A 15,653-nucleotide genomic window follows, 5' to 3' on the forward strand; every position below is an offset into this window, starting at 1 on the left:
TCAGCTTGCGCTTGTTCTGCAGCAGCCTGAGCTGTTAAATAATCAGCTTCAGCATTTTGAACTGCAGTTTGAGCTGCAATCAAATCAGCTTGAGCTGCGTAGATAGCTTCTACAGCAGGATCGACATTTGTGTCAATACAAGAAGTAAAGCTAATACTAAATAGGGTAGTTAGCATTAGTGCTAACGACAATTTTTTTAAATTTCTCATTTTGTAAACTTTTAATTAATATTCTTTTAAATTAAATAGGTTAATAAAACTGTATTATTACAATTAGTAAACAAAACTACATATATAATTCTTATTATGCAATACTAGATTTGTAAAAAAAACTATTTTTCAAATATAAAATTATGGAATTCCAAATAGTTAACCTATAAAAAGCTGAAAAAGAACAGTTTAAAAATTTATTTTAAAAAGGTTTATTTTTATTTGGATGTTTGATATTCAACGTTTTATCTTTTTTTTTGATGATATTGTAGTATTTGCATTAAAAATGTTAGAATTAGACACTAAATTTAGTAACCTGAGTTCGACATAAATACTTCTGATTATTAGTTATTTATAAATTCTATAGTAAAAACGGGTGTCATTCCTGCGGAGGCAGGAATCTAAACGCAATTTATGGATTCCTGCCTTCGCAGGAATGACAAAACAACTATAAAACGCACTAATTCAACAATTTATATTATTTTACTTATATCGAACTCACGTTAGTAGTATATTAAATTGATAACGGTTTGCAATTTTGAAGCTTTTATTGTAATATTTTTATTTTTTTTAGAAAGCAATAGAGGTATTATTTAAGACAAATAACCACTAATTGATAGTTTCTTTCCCTTTTCAAAACAATCTTTCACATTACTACTTGTTGTCAAGCAACTTTATTATGCTAATTGGCATTTGTTTTTTTATCTTCTGTATTTCTATAGCTTTCATTTGTTGCTGAAGAAAATTTAGCCAAAGTTTTTACATTCAATCAACAAATTAAAACTATAAATGATGTAAGAGAAGGTCAGTTATTACCTAGTATTGTGAATAATAGTACTAATTTTTGATGATATTGTAGTATTTGCATTAAAAATGTTAGAATTATACACTAAATTTAGTAACCTGATTTCGATATAAATACTTCTGATTATTAGTTATTTATAAATTTTTAGTAAAAATAGGTGTCATTCCTGCGAAGGCAGGAATCTATTGGGTTTTAATTGTTTGTTAGTTAGTTTTTTTTATTTTGGTGTTCGTTGTTTTAAGCGATAAGTTTTTGGGTATTTGGGAAAAGGAGTAATATGGATTCCTGCCTTCGCAGGAATGACAAAACAACTATAAAACACACTAATTTTAGGTGTTTTGTAGCTATTGGAATTAAAGAAAGTGGATTGGTATATGTCTCGAATTTATCAGGTAAATTTGTGAGCGATGTTCGTAAGATTGTAAATTTACATCAGTAAGTAATAGTAAAAGTACTAGAAGTTGATATTGCTTGTAAAAGGATTCAGTTATCTATGAATTATAAGTAATTGATTTTATTGAAATGTAAAATTATCGTAAAATTCTAACCAAGCACTCCAAATTGCTACATAAGCATATTTAGGTTTTTCTAACGAAACTCCATTTGTACCTCTTCCTAATACATCATATTTTATTCCATTAATTTGTTTTAAAACAAACGGGAATTCATCTTCAATAACGGTATAATCTTCAAAATTTTCAACTTTAAAGGCATTAATAATATGTTTAGAACTATTCCCATACACAATGTATTTTTGCCCTTGTATTGTTAAATTAATAGTTGAATCATTAGAAAAATTTGAATACTTAAATATTCTAATATTATTAAAATCATCTAGAATTCCATAAACCAGTTCGTTTGAACTCGGTGCATTTTCACTATTTGTAGAATCACCACCAGATGGTTCTTCTTTACTTGAGAAAATTTCCGATGAAACTACTTTTGCATTAGGGAAATATTCTTTAACAGTTTTCCAAGTTGTTTCTACAACTGGAATAGTGTTAAAACGTGTATTAGACTTTTCGCCTTGTATTGCTTTTATAAGCATTTGAGACCAAATAGATTCGGTTTTTTCATCCCAAGGAGCTAAATTATCTTTGTATAGGTAACCTGAAGCTCTAAAAGTTTCACTTCTACTAAATGCTAACGAGCTTTTAGTAATTGGGCAATAACTAATAGCGTATTTAACTCCTTGAAATTCATCATTAACAACTTCATTATGAACGATAAAAGAATATGGATAAACACGAATTTCTGAACTAAAATTAACAATACCAACTAAAGCCCCATCAGCTAAATTAACTTTTGAAACAGAAGTGAAATCTGGGTTTAAGGCTAAAGGAAATAAATTTAAAGCACCGGTTAAATCAGTGCTAATTGTATCAATAGTTTCTAAGTTAGTATTTTCAGAATTACTATTTGAACAACTATAAATTAATAGTAGTAAAATCACAAAATAGAAAGGTTTCATTTTAATTGAATTTTTAAATCAGTCGAAAAGAAGATGAATTACTTACTACCAACTAAAATTGATTAATAACGTGAGTTCGATATAAGTAAAATAACATAAATTGTTGAATTAGTGTGTTTTATAGTTGTTTTGTTATTCCTGCGAAGGCAGGAATCCATAAATAGGATGCGTTTAGATTCCTGCCTTCGCAAGAATGACACCCGTTTTTACTATAGAATTTATAAATGACTAATAATCAGAAGTATTTATGTCGAACTCAGGTTACTACCAAAATAGTATTTAATAAAAAAACCGCCAACTGGCGGTTTTTCCTCTTTTTCAAAACAATTTTCCACATTACTGCTTGTTACCAAGCATTAATAATTCACTCACTATAACTTCTGTAATATATCTTTTTTCACCTTCTTTAGTTTCATAACTTCTGGAAGTTAGCTTCCCTTCAATAGCAACTTCTCGTCCTTTTTCTAAATATTTCTCTACAATTTCTGCAGTTTTGTTCCAAGCAACTATATTATGCCAATCGGTATTTGTTATTTTTTCACCTTCGGCATTTTTATAACTTTCATTAGTTGCTAACGAAAATTTTGCTAGCTTTTTCCCGTTTTCTAAAGAAATAATTTCAGGATTACTTCCTAAGTTTCCAATTAACTGTACTTTGTTTCTTAACGTACTCATAAGATAAGATTTTAAATTAAGTTGAATCTCATTTGTTCAATTCAACATTACAAATATTAGATAGCTTTATAAATTTATTCGGTTGTTATATAATTACTTTCGATTGTAAACGGTTGTAGTCGTTTGTAAATGGATATTTTTAAGTATATTTGTTGAACCCCTTTTCTAAAGCCAACAATATGATTATTGATTTTAAAAACGAACTATGGTTACCTTACAGGCTTGACTCTTGGAGTGAAGAGGATGAGTTGTTGATATCTAATTATGGAAGAATAAAACGTAAAAAAGTATATGATGATACATGGGAACTATCAAAATATGCTTATGTGAGTGGCTATGTTTCTTTTTGGATTAAGAAAAAGGATAAAAAAAGAACATCTTCAAGTTATGCGCATAGAGCTGTAGCCTCATTATTTGTAAGTAAAAGGGAAGATCAAAAGTTTGTAATTCATTTAGATTTTGATAAAACTAATAATGTTGCTTCAAACTTAAAATGGGCAAACAGAGTTGAATTAAATGCACATAATAAAAAGAATCCAGTTCATAAAAAGCGAGTAGGTAAAAGAACTTATTCAAAATTATCTGAAGGAAGGGTTAGAATGATAAAACGAAAAATTAATGACCCAAATAGAAGAACTAGAATGCGTTTAATTGCTAAACAATTTGGGATATCTGAAATGCAGTTATATCGAATTAAATCTGGCGAAAATTGGGGAAGTGTAGAGTAATATAAAATATAATTGAAAAAGAGTAATAATTGCTATGAAAAAAAATTGTTTAGAATGTGGAGAGGCATTTCAAGGACGTATTGATAAAAAGTTTTGTTCAGATTATTGTCGAAATTCTTTCAACAATAAAGTGAATAAGGAAAGTAAAAATTTAATTAGAAATATTAATAATAGACTTCGTAAAAACCATCATTTATTAGCTAGTTTAAATGCAACTGGAAAAACGAAGGTTACCAGAACAAAATTGTTAGATGGTAATTTTGATTTCAACTTTTTCACTTCTATCTATACCACAAAAACAGGAAATACCTATTATTATATTTATGACCAAGGTTATTTAGCACTAGAAAACGATTATTATTTATTAATTAGGAAGGAATAATTGTGTATTTCGTCATTGCGAATGCAACGTAGTGAAGTGAAGCAATCTGTTACTTTTTACAGATTACTTTGTCGTGAAAAACTCTTCATAATTACGTTCTCTTTGTTATTGAGAATGTAGCAAAACAACATGAGGTATTTAATTTAAAACTTATTTTCTACTTCAGCAGCTTCTAACATTAAATAATGTAAGTCGGTATTTTTAATAAATGGTTTTAGCAAATCACTTCCAGGGCCAAACATGGCTAATTCAACATAATCTGCAGAATGTTGCATACTAATCCAACCAATTGAATTGTGCTGTTTTTGGATGTCAGCCAATACTTTAAAAGGTAAATGTCTGGCATTGTATAATCCATCTTCAGATTTTATATTGGTATAATAACTTAAAAGGCTTTTAGCTTCATCATCAGTTGTTGCAAAATTATTAGCGTATTCAATTCGTTCTTTAACTTGAGAAACAGAAGTTTCTTTACCAAACCCATTTAAAATCCATTCGTTGGTATGTTTATAGTTTTGTACGGTATCAAAATTATGATTAGCCTTTTTCCCATAAATTATTCCGGGATTTGAATTTCCGTGATCTGTAGTAATAATTACTAGTGTTTCTTTGTCTTTTTCGGCAAAATCAATAGCTACTTTTATTGCTTCATCATGCGCTACTTGATCGTAAATTAGACCAGCAATATCATTTCCATGAGCAGCCCAATCTACTTTTCCAGCTTCAACTTGTAATACAAAACCTTCAGGGTTATTTTTCATTCGGTCAATTGCTTTTTGAGTCATTTCAGCAAGTGTTGGAACTTTTTCAGTAAGTTCTTTACTACTATCTCTATCTCTGGTGTATGCCAAACCATTTTTTTGAAAAACGCCTAAAATTGGTTTGTTTGTATCTGCAGCAAGCATTTCATTTCTAGTTTTAACTACTTGATAACCACCATTAGCAAACTCTTGAAATATATCTTTTTTATCTTTTCTATATTTTGAAGAAAAATATTTTTCACCACCACCCATCATAATATCAAACCCTAAGTTTAAATATTTTTCAGCTATTTCAGCTTGTGAATTTCTTGACTTACTGTTTACACAAAATCCTGCTGGTGTTGCATGAGTAATTGGTACAGTTGTAACACAACCAGCCATTTTACCTACTTTTTTAAATTTTTGCCAAATTGGTAAATGATGTTCACCTTTTGGTCCTATATTTAATCCACCATTGTTAATTCTAAAACCACCACCCCAAGATGAACTTGCTGCTGCCGAATCAGTTACAATAGAACTGGCAGAAGCCATGTCCATTAAAGCTCTATTTACTTTATTATCTTTATATAGTTGAAGCCAGTTACTACCAATTCCTGTTTTTCTAGATAGATATAAATCTGCCATATTAAGTGTTCCAATACTCATACCGTCACTAACAATAACAATAATATTTTTGGCTTTATGATTCTTTTTTATAGTATCAAAATCAGTTGGAGCGGCAGCTAAATCAAAAGGATTTAACAATGAAGTTCCAAGAGCAAATAAAGACCCGTTTCTAAAAAATTTTCTTCTATCCATTATAACGTTTTAAAAAAATATTTTCAAATATAGTAGAATTGAGAAGATTACAAAGTATTAATTATTGCCTAAATGGAACTATTTAATGAAACATTAACATTTTATTTTAATTAAATTAAAAAATGAGTTAATTTTAAGCAATTCAATTCATTAATTTATGATTTCAAAAAAACACCATCAAGTTCTTTCATTACTTATTATTGTAGCTTCAGTTTATTATAGTTTTTCTTCACTAATGCCTTCGGGAAAAATTAAGGAAAGTATAGTAGCTACTGAATTTTCAACTTCAAATGCTTTAAAACATTTAAAACAAATTACAAAAAAACCACATTTTACTGGTACACAGGAACATGAACGGGTTAGAAATTATTTAGTTTCTGAATTAAAAAAATTAGGATTAGATGTTGAAATTCAAGAACAAATAGCAGTAAATAACAAATGGAGAGCTGCAGCAAACACTAAAAATATTATTTCAAAAATTAAAGGTACTGAAAAAGGAAAAGCATTATTGTTACTCTCTCATTATGATTCGAGTCCTCATTCATCTTTAGGTGCTAGCGATGCAGGAAGTGGAGTTGTTGTTATTTTAGAAGGAGTTAGAGCTTTTTTAGCAACTAATAAACAACCTAAAAACGATATTATAATTTGTATTTCTGATGCTGAAGAATTGGGTTTATTAGGAGCTAATGCTTTTGTAAATCATCATCAATGGGCAAAAGATGTTGGTTTGGTCTTAAATTTTGAAGCTCGTGGAAGTGGAGGTCCAAGTTATTTATTATTAGAAACTAATGGAGGAAATAAAAACTTAATTGAAGCATTTAGTCAGGTGAAAACTCCATATCCGGTAGGAAATTCCTTAATGTATAGCATTTATAAAATGTTACCGAATGACACCGACTTAACAGTTTTTAGAGAAGATGGTGATATTGACGGATTTAATTTTGCTTTTATTGGAGACCATTTCGATTACCATACTGCTCAAGATTCTTTTGAACGAATGGATGTAAATACTTTAAACCATCAAGCATCTTATTTAACAGCAACACTAAATTATTTTTCAAATTCAGATATTACAAATTTGAAAGCTCAGGAAGATTATGTGTATTTTAATTTCCCTTTTGTTGGATTGGTATTTTACCCTTTTTCTTGGGTTTTACCAATGTTTATTGTTTGTGCTTTCATGTTTTTGGTGTTACTTTTTATTGGTATTTCAAAAGGTAAATTAACAATTAATGGGATTTTAAGAGGATTTGTACCGCTTTTACTTTCTTTAATATTTGGAGTTTTAATTGCTATTTTTGGATGGAAGTTATTGTTAAAAATATATCCACAATATAATGATATTTTACATGGATTTACCTACAATGGTTATTATTATATTGCAGCATTTGTAGCGATAACTTTGGCTATTTGTTTTTGGTTTTATAAAGGATTTTTTAAAAAAAGAACACCACAAGATTTACTAATAGCCCCCTTATTTTTATGGTTATTAATTAACGGTGGTATTGCTTTTTATTTGAAAGGATCAGGATTTTTTATAATTCCTGTTCTAGTGTTGTTAATGATGCTTTCGGTATTAATATTTTTAGATTACAAAAGTAAAACAATACTATTTTTTACCATTTTGTCAATTCCAGTATTATTGATATTCGCTCCCTTAATAAAAATGTTTCCTGTTGGTTTAGGATTAAAAATGTTAGCGATTAGTACAGCTTTTACCGTTTTATTAGTTGGGTTTTTAGTTCCAATTTTTCAGCAGTATAAAAATCATAAAAACTTAAGTAAATTATTTCTATTAATTGCTGTATTGGCATTAGTTTCAGCTTCGATATTTTCATCTTATAGTATTGATAGAAAGCAGCCAAATAGTATTTTATATGTTTTAGATGCTAATAAAAATGAAGCATATTGGGCCAGTTATAATTTACAGGTTGATGAATTTACAAAACAATTTTTAGGTGAAAACCCAACGAAAGGAAGTTATGATAGCAATACAACTGCAAGTAAATACAAAACTAAAATTCAACTTCATAAAAAAACAGCAATTAGAGCTCTTGAAAAACCATTAATTTCAATTTCTTTAGATACTATAGTTGGTGAAAATAGAAAAATATGTTTAAGTATTGTTTCAGTAAGAAATGCTAATAAAATTGAAATATTAACTAAAACCCCAATTCATTTTAAATCGTTTAAAGTAAATAATGAGGCTTTAAAGAATGAATCAAAAAATGAATTTGTGTTATCTGTAAATGAAGGTTCAGTTATGAATTATTTTATAACTCAAAAAGATGAAATTATAAATATTGAATTTACTGTAGATAAAAATCAACAATTTGATATCAATATTTTAGAAGCAAAATTTGATTTGTTTACAAACCCACTATTTAAAATAGTACCACGTTCTAAAATAATGATGCCAACACCTTTTGTGTTAAATGATGCAACGGTTATAAAAACCAACCTAAAGTTTTAAGTAAAGAAAAAGGACTCTTTAAATATTAAGAGTCCTTTTTCTTTACTTAAATAACTTAATATTAAATCTATTTTTTAAATTCAGTAATTCTCATTGTATTCGCCATTCCTCTTTCCTTAACAGGCATAGATGTAATGTTAATAGCATAATCAGCATTATTTAAATAACCCTTTTGGTTTGCTAAATTATTAATATCTTCAATAGTTTGATCCGTACTTACAAATTTATCATAATAAACACCTTTAACACCCCACAATAAATTTAACATTGCCAAAATTCTTCTATTTGAAGAGAAAACTAAAATGTTAGACTTTGGTCTCCAAGATGAAATTTGAAAAGCAGTATAACCAGAATCTGTTAATGTAGTTATAACTTCAGCATTTATGGTATTAGCCATTAAAGCAGCTTGATGACAAATAGTTTTTGAAATAAAACGCTCATTTACACAAAATACAGTTTCGTCAGGAATTGAAATTAGTGGTGAATTTTCTACACTTTCAATAATTCTTCGCATTTGTTGAATTACTTCAATAGGAAATTCTCCAACTGAAGTTTCTCCCGAAAGCATTACCGCATCAGCACCATCCATAATTGAATTAGCAACATCATTTACCTCGGCCCTAGTTGGAACTTGACTTGAAATCATAGTTTCCATCATTTGAGTAGCAATAATTACGGGCTTATGAGATTTTTTAGCAATAGAAACTAAACGTTTTTGAAGTAAAGGAACTTTTTCCATAGGAACTTCAACACCTAAATCTCCTCGAGCTACCATTAAGCCATCGCAATAAGGTATAATTTTTTCAATATTTACAATCGCTTCAGGTTTTTCTATTTTAGCAATAATTGGAATTTTATAAGAAGAATGTTTTTTAATTAATTCTTCAAGTTCTATTAAATCTTCAGGGTTTCTTACAAAAGATAAAGCAATCCAATCAACTTCCATTTCAATAGCAAATAATGCATCTTTAATATCTTTTTCAGTTAAAGCAGGTAATGATATTTTTGTATTTGGAAGGTTTACGCCTTTTTTAGACTTTAATTTTCCACCACGTAATACTTTGGTAGTTACATTCGTTTTATTATCAGTAGCTAGAACTTCAAATAATAATTTTCCATCATCAACTAAAATATGCTCACCAACTTTTACATCTTTAGGAAAATTCTGATAAGTCATAAATGCTTTTTCTTGTGTACCTTCACATTTTTCAGTAGTAAAAGTAAAGGTATCTCCAAACTTTAATTTTACTTTTTCAGCCATTACACCAACACGTAATTTCGGTCCTTGTAAATCGGCTAAAATAGCAACATGAAAATCACTATTTTGATTTATTTCTCTAATTATTTTAATTTTTGTTTTTACATCATCATAATCGGCATGTGAAAAATTAACTCTAAATACATTTACACCAGATTCCATCATTTTTTTAATGGTTTCTTTTGTACTACAAGCTGGACCAAGTGTTGCAACTATTTTGGTTCGTTTTCTATTTTTTGTCATAATTAAAATATTAGATGATCTTTTGATTTTAATGAGTTAGGTTCTATGGCGTATGAGGTAATTATTTGTTGGATGTTATTTAATTTAGAAACTAAGTTATTTAAAAAAAGTTGTTTATTGCAACCTTCAATTTTTAAAAAGAAATCCACTTTTTTCTTTTCAGGAATTAAATAAGAAATTGTACTATAACTCCCTTCAAATAAGCCTACGTTTTTTAAATTAGTTATAAACTGTGAGTGCTTGTTATTAATTAAATAATAATTAATGAGTTTTTGTTCGTCTTTGTATTCAAAGAGAGGAAATTTTGCATTTGAATTTTCAAAATCTAAATGATGCTTAAATCGTATTAATTTAGTTTTTAGATATTTATTTAAAAGATATGCTAATCTATAATCTTCTTCAGTTGAATGAATTCCTATTAATAAATAGTCATCTTCTAAATCTAAAGTTAATAATTGCATATAAAAAATGAGTATTAGTTTTGCAAAAATAGGATTGTTTAATAACAGTTACTAATTAAATCACGAAATCGTATTCGAGTTTTTTATAAATTAGAAATTTCATTTTGAAAAGCAAAGTAAGCTCTCTTTGACGCTATTTCTTCTGCTTTTTTCTTTGAAGTTGCTCTTCCTTTTGCAATTATTTTACCGTTTAAAGAAAGTTTAACACTAAAATGTTTTATGGGATCATTACCAGTATCTTCATAAACATTGTAGAAAAACTCTTTTTTTTGTTTCTGGCACCATTCAATAAATAAACTTTTATAACTTGTTATTTTACCTTCTAATTTAGGTACATCTACATAAGGAACAATCACTCTCTTATATATAAATTTTTCACAATATTTATAGCCTCTATCAATATATATTGCTCCAATTAAAGCCTCAAAAATATTTCCGTGAATATCATTACCAAATTTAGACCTTGCAACACTACTTTTAACAAAAAGTAATAAATTAAAGTCTCTACCCAATTCATTTAGGTGTTCTCTACTTACAATTTTAGACCGCATTTGAGTTAGATATCCTTCATTTTCTGAAGGTACTTCTAAGAATAAATGCGAAGCAATTACTGCGCTCAATATAGCATCTCCAAGAAATTCTAAGCGTTCATAATTAATTTGGAACCCTGTTTTATCATCTACTTGTTTAACGGATCGATGAATAAATGCTTTTTGGTAATATTGTATATTTTTAGGAGTAAAGCCCAATAATTTTTTTAACGAAACATAAAAAAGCTCGTCTTTTTTTGAGCGAGGTTTAACAATGTTACGAATGAAGCTCATTCAAATAAATGGTATTAATCAAGTTTTTTAAGAAGTACACAAGCATTGTGACCTCCAAATCCAAAAGTATTGCTCATTGCAACTTTTACGTTACGTTTTTGAGCTTTATTAAAAGTGAAATTTAATTTATTATCAATGCGTTCATCATCAGTAAAATGATTGATTGTTGGTGGAACAATTCCATGTTTTATAGCTAAAATAGAAGCAATTGCTTCAACAGCCCCAGCAGCACCTAATAAATGACCTGTCATTGATTTGGTTGAATTTAAATTCAACGTATAAGCATGTTCACCAAAAACATCTAAAATAGCTTTAGATTCTGAAATATCACCAAGTGGAGTTGAAGTTCCATGCATGTTAATAGCATCAACATCTTCAGGTTTTAAACCCGCATCTCTCAAACAGTTTAGCATTACATTTCTCGCTCCAATTCCTTCTGGATGTGGAGCTGTAATGTGATAAGCATCTGCAGATAATCCACCTCCAGCTACTTCAGCATATATTTTTGCACCTCTTGCTTTTGCGTGCTCATATTCTTCTAAAATTAGAGCCCCAGCTCCTTCACCTGAAATAAAGCCATCTCTGTCTTTATCAAAAGGTCTAGATGCTGTTTTAGGGTCGTCATTTCTAGTTGAAAGTGCTTGTAAAGCATTAAATCCACCTATACCAGCAATGGTAACTGTAGCTTCTGAACCTCCAGTTATCATAATATCTGCGTGACCTAAACGGATGTAATTTAAGGCATCAATAATTGCATTTGATGATGATGCACAAGCTGAAACAGTTGCAAAATTAGGGCCTCTAAACCCGTATTTTATCGACAATTGTCCAGGTGCAATATCAGCAATCATTTTAGGAATAAAGAAAGGATTAAATCTTGGAGTACCATCACCTTCTGCAAAGTTTAGAACTTCGTTTTGAAAAGTTTCAAGTCCGCCTATTCCAGCTCCCCAAATTATACCTGCTTTATCTTTATCTATTTTTTCTAAATCTAATTTAGAATCGATAATGGCTTCATCAGCAGCAACCATAGCGTACTGAGTGAATCTATCCATTTTACGGGCATCTTTTCTATTAAGAAACTCTGTAATTTCAAAGTTTTTTAATTCACAAGCAAAACGAGTTTTGAACTTGGAAGCATCAAAATTAGTTATTGGAGCCGCCCCGCTAACACCGTTAACAAGACCATTCCAATACTCCTCGATATTATTACCAATTGGAGTTAATGCGCCAAGTCCAGTTACTACTACTCGTCTTTTTCTCATGTTAGAATTACTTTTTAGCTTCTTCTATATAGCTAATTGCTTGGCCAACAGTTCCTATGTTTTCAGCTTGGTCGTCTGGAATTTGAATATCGAATTCTTTTTCGAATTCCATAATCAATTCTACAGTATCAAGTGAGTCTGCTCCTAAATCATTAGTAAAGCTAGCTTCGATTGTTACTTCATTTTCGTCAACGCCTAATTTATCTACGATAATGGCTTTAACTCTTGATGCAATGTCTGACATAATTTTTTGTATTTTAAATTTAATTACTGCGCAAAAATATAAAACTTTATTGAAATGAAAATCTTTTACCTAATAAAAGATAGTTATTGAGTTTTAAAGTTATAGAAAGTTTTTTTATTTAAGCCGTAAAAGTTGTTAAAAATTTGTTTATTTGTTTAATAACAGAACTAAATGTGAAACTAATGAAACGTATTATAATACTCGCTTCAGGTTCGGGTACAAATGCCGAAAATATTATAAAGTATTTTAAAAATAGTAATTCAATTTCTGTTGTTCAAGTACTTTCTAATAGGGAGAATGCTAGAGTATTAGAAAGAGCTGAGCGATTAAATGTGAGCTGTGCTAGTTTTAATAGAGAGAGCTTTTATACGAATAATGAAGTGTTAAATAACTTAAAATTAAATGCTGATTATATTATTTTAGCAGGATTTTTATGGAAAATACCTTCAACTATTATTGATGCTTTCCCTAATAAAATAATTAATATTCACCCTGCATTATTGCCAAAATTTGGAGGTAAAGGAATGTATGGAATGAATGTTCATAAGGCTGTAGTTGAAAATAAAGAGAGAAAGTCGGGTATTACAATTCATTTTGTGAATGAAAATTATGATGAAGGAGCCATTATTTTTCAAAAAAGTGTTGAGGTGTTAGTTTGTGATACCGCTGAATATGTTGCTGCAAAAATTTATACCTTAGAACAAGAGAATTTCCCTAAAATTATTGAGAATATTATATTGAAAAATGGCTAAAAAAAAGTTTTACGTTATATGGAAAGGACATAAAGTAGGTGTGTTCACCTCTTGGAATGTGTGTAAAAAAAATATAACCGATTTTAAAGGTGCACAGTATAAATCTTTTGCTTCAAAAAAAAATGCTGAAGTTGCTTTTAAAGGAAATTATGAAGATTATATAGGGAAAGACACTAAAAAAATGCAGCTTTCTTCTGAAGAATTAAAATTGATAGGACAACCAATAATTCCCTCACTTTCTGTTGATGCTGCTTGTAGCGGAAACCCTGGTAAAATGGAGTATAGAGGTGTTGATACTAAATCTAAAAAGCAATTTTTTATTCAAGGGCCTTTTAAGAAAGGAACTAATAATATTGGAGAGTTTTTAGCGCTTGTACATGGATTAGGGTTGTTGAAACAAAAAAATAGTACTTACCCTATTTATTCTGACTCTAAAATTGCAATTAACTGGGTAAAAAAAGGACAGTGTAGAACTAATTTACCAATTACGGCTGAAAATAAACCGTTATTTGATTTGGTTAAAAGAGCAGAAAAATGGTTGAAAGTAAACAATTACACTACTAAAATATTGAAGTGGGAAACAAAAGCTTGGGGCGAAATTCCTGCAGATTTTGGTAGAAAATAATTTTATTGAGCGAATTCTTCAAGTAGTTGTATTAGCTGTTTTATCTCTTTTGGGAGCTTATTGTGATTAAATTCAAATTCGTATAAAATTTTATTAAAATGAAGTTTAAATACTCCTTTTATAGCCCTATCTACGGCTAAATCATTTATTGAAATATTATTTTCAATTTCTTTAAAATTTATAACTTTCAACAAACTGTTAATTTTAACTAGTTGGCTTTTAGCTAAAGCAGCTGTTTTTATAGTGTTATTGTTATTAATTTCAATTGAATTGTTTTCCAATTGAATTTGATATAAATAACCTCTTGTTTGAGCTTTATAATTTAACATGAGAGTATTCTTTTTTTCTTGACTTTGACAAGAAGTACTGAAGGCTAATAAAAATAGTAACGAAATGTTGAGTAATTTCATTTTAATTGATTTTAGTAATTTAAAGATATAAAAAAAGGAGCGAATTGCTCCTTTTTTTATATCTTTTCATGATAGGATTAAGGAAGCACAAAGCTTTCTCTAGATCCACCAGAAGCAAATATAGCTCTCATTCTATCGTTTTGACCATTAGAGAACATATACATGCAGTTATCGTCTGTATAATCCATATAATTCATTGTCATATCATTAGATTTACAATGAACTGTTGGATAAGATGGGCACCCGTAATTTGATCTATCAGAACTTGGAGTATCTGTAACAAAATCGTCTTGACGACATCTTCCATCTCCCCAAATATGACGTAAGTTTAACCAGTGGCCAACTTCGTGAGTTGCTGTTCTTCCGTGTCCATATTGCCCTCCAGCGGTATTTTCACCTAAAAAATCTGAACCAATTACAACGCCGTCAGTTGCTAAAGCACCTCCAGGAAATTGTGCATATCCTAAAATTCCACCACCAATTTCACAAACCCAAAGGTTTAAATTGTGAGCAGGGTCAGTTGCATCCCAACCACCTTGGCTAGCATCTTTCATAGCGTTACTTGTTCCCCAAGTTGATTTGGTAGAAGCTTTTCTATTTACTGCAGCCAATGTAAAAGTAATATCTGCATTTGCAATTAAACTTGCAAATTCTGCAGGTACACCACTCGTATTACCATTGTTATTGTTATAATCATCATTTAAAATGGCGATTTGAGAATCAATATTAGCTTGAGTTACTGGGTGAGCTGAATCTTCTAAAATGTTAACTATTACAGGAATAGTTATTGTACCAGTATAAGGAGTTGGAGGAGGAGTTGTTCCACCACCACCACCATTTCCGCCACCTGGGTTTCCAGAAGGTTTTTTACCAGCGATAAAAGTTCTTGTGTGTTTTTCAATAGCAAACATACGGTTTTCCAACCCTGGATTTTCTTTTAATTGTCTGTTTAAAACTTGCATGCTTTGACATTTGTCTTCTTTGGCTTCACTTGAAACTTTTGAAACACCAGCATCTGTGTAAACGTAAAAGTCGCTCATGTCAATTTGAGCAGTTTGTTGAGTTGGTACTACTTCGTCAGAACTTGGCTGACAAGCAACAATAGCTAGCGCTAAAATTGCAAAAGAAAGAATCAATTTTTTCATTGTTAATTTGATTATTTTTGGTTAATAAAAGGGATTTATCTTTAATTAAAGATGGCCGAATGTATTAAATAAAAGTTAAAAAACAATAAAAACAAAAACAAAAATGTGAAAATATTGTGATTAT

The 15,653-nt window shown here is 29.4% G+C and carries 16 protein-coding genes and 1 pseudogene; 6 read left to right on the forward strand and 11 right to left on the reverse strand.

The window, feature by feature from the left end; all coding sequences use genetic code 11:
- The coding region (locus QM495_RS08985) for a hypothetical protein (RefSeq protein ID WP_408671772.1) at window positions 1-209 on the reverse strand (209 nt) is incomplete at its 3' end.
- Window positions 210-1,336: 1,127 nt separating this feature from the next.
- On the opposite strand from QM495_RS08985, the pseudogene QM495_RS08990 reads away from it, so the two are divergent.
- Window positions 1,337-1,522: pseudogene (locus QM495_RS08990) on the forward strand (S1 RNA-binding domain-containing protein); the annotation flags it as partial.
- 6 nt (window positions 1,523-1,528) lie between these two features.
- Here QM495_RS08990 and QM495_RS08995 read toward each other — a convergent pair.
- Together QM495_RS08995 and QM495_RS09000 are read right to left on the reverse strand one after the other, a co-directional pair.
- Window positions 1,529-2,485 carry a DUF3179 domain-containing (seleno)protein gene (locus QM495_RS08995; protein WP_408671773.1) on the reverse strand — a complete coding sequence of 319 codons (957 nt, stop codon included), beginning with the start codon at window positions 2,483-2,485 and terminating at the stop codon, window positions 1,529-1,531.
- Between the two features lie 336 nt (window positions 2,486-2,821).
- Complete coding sequence (locus tag QM495_RS09000; RefSeq protein WP_408671774.1) at window positions 2,822-3,160, reverse strand: single-stranded DNA-binding protein; 339 nt, start codon at window positions 3,158-3,160, stop codon at window positions 2,822-2,824.
- A gap of 179 nt (window positions 3,161-3,339) precedes the next feature.
- Between QM495_RS09000 and QM495_RS09005 the strand changes: the two genes are divergently transcribed.
- Complete coding sequence (locus tag QM495_RS09005; protein ID WP_408671775.1) at window positions 3,340-3,888, forward strand: HNH endonuclease; 549 nt, start codon at window positions 3,340-3,342, stop codon at window positions 3,886-3,888.
- Window positions 3,889-3,922: 34 nt separating this feature from the next.
- Window positions 3,923-4,270, forward strand: coding sequence for a hypothetical protein (locus tag QM495_RS09010; RefSeq protein WP_408671776.1), 348 nt, complete (start codon window positions 3,923-3,925; stop codon window positions 4,268-4,270).
- A gap of 143 nt (window positions 4,271-4,413) precedes the next feature.
- On the opposite strand, the gene QM495_RS09015 is transcribed toward QM495_RS09010, so the two are convergent.
- Complete coding sequence (locus tag QM495_RS09015) at window positions 4,414-5,829, reverse strand: alkaline phosphatase (RefSeq protein WP_408671777.1); 1,416 nt, start codon at window positions 5,827-5,829, stop codon at window positions 4,414-4,416.
- Window positions 5,830-5,986: 157 nt separating this feature from the next.
- Here QM495_RS09015 and QM495_RS09020 point away from each other — a divergent pair, with 157 nt between their 5' ends.
- On the forward strand, window positions 5,987-8,302 hold the full coding sequence (locus QM495_RS09020) for a M28 family peptidase (RefSeq protein ID WP_408671778.1): 2,316 nt from the start codon (window positions 5,987-5,989) through the stop codon (window positions 8,300-8,302).
- 67 nt (window positions 8,303-8,369) lie between these two features.
- On the opposite strand, the gene pyk is transcribed toward QM495_RS09020, so the two are convergent.
- The 5 genes from pyk to QM495_RS09045 all read right to left on the reverse strand — a co-directional run bounded on the left by pyk (window position 8,370) and on the right by QM495_RS09045 (window position 12,597).
- Entirely contained in the window at window positions 8,370-9,803 is a 1,434-nt protein-coding gene (gene pyk / locus QM495_RS09025; RefSeq protein WP_408671779.1) for a pyruvate kinase, read from the reverse strand.
- Window positions 9,804-9,805: 2 nt separating this feature from the next.
- Complete coding sequence (locus tag QM495_RS09030; protein ID WP_408671780.1) at window positions 9,806-10,264, reverse strand: IPExxxVDY family protein; 459 nt, start codon at window positions 10,262-10,264, stop codon at window positions 9,806-9,808.
- 83 nt (window positions 10,265-10,347) lie between these two features.
- Window positions 10,348-11,088, reverse strand: a complete 741-nt coding sequence (gene rnc / locus QM495_RS09035) for a ribonuclease III (protein ID WP_408671781.1) — start codon at window positions 11,086-11,088, stop codon at window positions 10,348-10,350.
- A gap of 14 nt (window positions 11,089-11,102) precedes the next feature.
- Window positions 11,103-12,353, reverse strand: a complete 1,251-nt coding sequence (gene fabF, locus QM495_RS09040) for a beta-ketoacyl-ACP synthase II (protein ID WP_408671782.1) — start codon at window positions 12,351-12,353, stop codon at window positions 11,103-11,105.
- Between the two features lie 7 nt (window positions 12,354-12,360).
- Window positions 12,361-12,597, reverse strand: coding sequence for an acyl carrier protein (locus QM495_RS09045; RefSeq protein WP_408671783.1), 237 nt, complete (start codon window positions 12,595-12,597; stop codon window positions 12,361-12,363).
- A gap of 182 nt (window positions 12,598-12,779) precedes the next feature.
- On the opposite strand from QM495_RS09045, the gene QM495_RS09050 reads away from it, so the two are divergent.
- Window positions 12,780-13,349 (forward strand): phosphoribosylglycinamide formyltransferase, encoded by a 570-nt coding sequence (locus QM495_RS09050; RefSeq protein ID WP_408671784.1) that lies wholly within the window; start codon window positions 12,780-12,782, stop codon window positions 13,347-13,349.
- Window positions 13,342-13,974: a viroplasmin family protein gene (locus QM495_RS09055; RefSeq protein WP_408671785.1), complete on the forward strand. Its 633-nt coding sequence runs from the start codon at window positions 13,342-13,344 to the stop codon at window positions 13,972-13,974. The genes QM495_RS09050 and QM495_RS09055 overlap by 8 nt, the downstream gene beginning before the upstream one ends.
- 2 nt (window positions 13,975-13,976) lie before the next feature.
- Here QM495_RS09055 and QM495_RS09060 read toward each other — a convergent pair whose 3' ends face one another.
- A complete protein-coding gene (locus QM495_RS09060) occupies window positions 13,977-14,384 on the reverse strand; it encodes a hypothetical protein (protein ID WP_408671786.1) in 408 nt (135 codons plus the stop codon).
- Between the two features lie 77 nt (window positions 14,385-14,461).
- Entirely contained in the window at window positions 14,462-15,529 is a 1,068-nt protein-coding gene (locus tag QM495_RS09065) for a zinc metalloprotease (protein WP_408671787.1), read from the reverse strand.
- Between the last annotated feature and the right edge of the window lie 124 nt (window positions 15,530-15,653).

Source organism: Lutibacter sp. (assembly GCF_046055765.1).
Taxonomy (GTDB): Bacteria; Bacteroidota; Bacteroidia; order Flavobacteriales; family Flavobacteriaceae; genus Lutibacter.

Excerpts from the sequence above, each read along its gene's own strand:
- QM495_RS08995 (WP_408671773.1), bottom strand. The coding sequence starts at position 2,485 with ATGAAACCTTTCTATTTTGTGATTTTACTACTATTAATTTATAGTTGT.
- QM495_RS09000 (WP_408671774.1), bottom strand. The coding sequence starts at position 3,160 with ATGAGTACGTTAAGAAACAAAGTACAGTTAATTGGAAACTTAGGAAGT.
- QM495_RS09005 (WP_408671775.1), top strand. The coding sequence starts at position 3,340 with ATGATTATTGATTTTAAAAACGAACTATGGTTACCTTACAGGCTTGAC.
- QM495_RS09010 (WP_408671776.1), top strand. The coding sequence starts at position 3,923 with ATGAAAAAAAATTGTTTAGAATGTGGAGAGGCATTTCAAGGACGTATT.
- QM495_RS09015 (WP_408671777.1), bottom strand. The coding sequence starts at position 5,829 with ATGGATAGAAGAAAATTTTTTAGAAACGGGTCTTTATTTGCTCTTGGA.
- QM495_RS09020 (WP_408671778.1), top strand. The coding sequence starts at position 5,987 with ATGATTTCAAAAAAACACCATCAAGTTCTTTCATTACTTATTATTGTA.
- pyk (WP_408671779.1), bottom strand. The coding sequence starts at position 9,803 with ATGACAAAAAATAGAAAACGAACCAAAATAGTTGCAACACTTGGTCCA.
- QM495_RS09030 (WP_408671780.1), bottom strand. The coding sequence starts at position 10,264 with ATGCAATTATTAACTTTAGATTTAGAAGATGACTATTTATTAATAGGA.
- rnc (WP_408671781.1), bottom strand. The coding sequence starts at position 11,088 with ATGAGCTTCATTCGTAACATTGTTAAACCTCGCTCAAAAAAAGACGAG.
- fabF (WP_408671782.1), bottom strand. The coding sequence starts at position 12,353 with ATGAGAAAAAGACGAGTAGTAGTAACTGGACTTGGCGCATTAACTCCA.
- QM495_RS09045 (WP_408671783.1), bottom strand. The coding sequence starts at position 12,597 with ATGTCAGACATTGCATCAAGAGTTAAAGCCATTATCGTAGATAAATTA.
- QM495_RS09050 (WP_408671784.1), top strand. The coding sequence starts at position 12,780 with ATGAAACGTATTATAATACTCGCTTCAGGTTCGGGTACAAATGCCGAA.
- QM495_RS09055 (WP_408671785.1), top strand. The coding sequence starts at position 13,342 with ATGGCTAAAAAAAAGTTTTACGTTATATGGAAAGGACATAAAGTAGGT.
- QM495_RS09060 (WP_408671786.1), bottom strand. The coding sequence starts at position 14,384 with ATGAAATTACTCAACATTTCGTTACTATTTTTATTAGCCTTCAGTACT.
- QM495_RS09065 (WP_408671787.1), bottom strand. The coding sequence starts at position 15,529 with ATGAAAAAATTGATTCTTTCTTTTGCAATTTTAGCGCTAGCTATTGTT.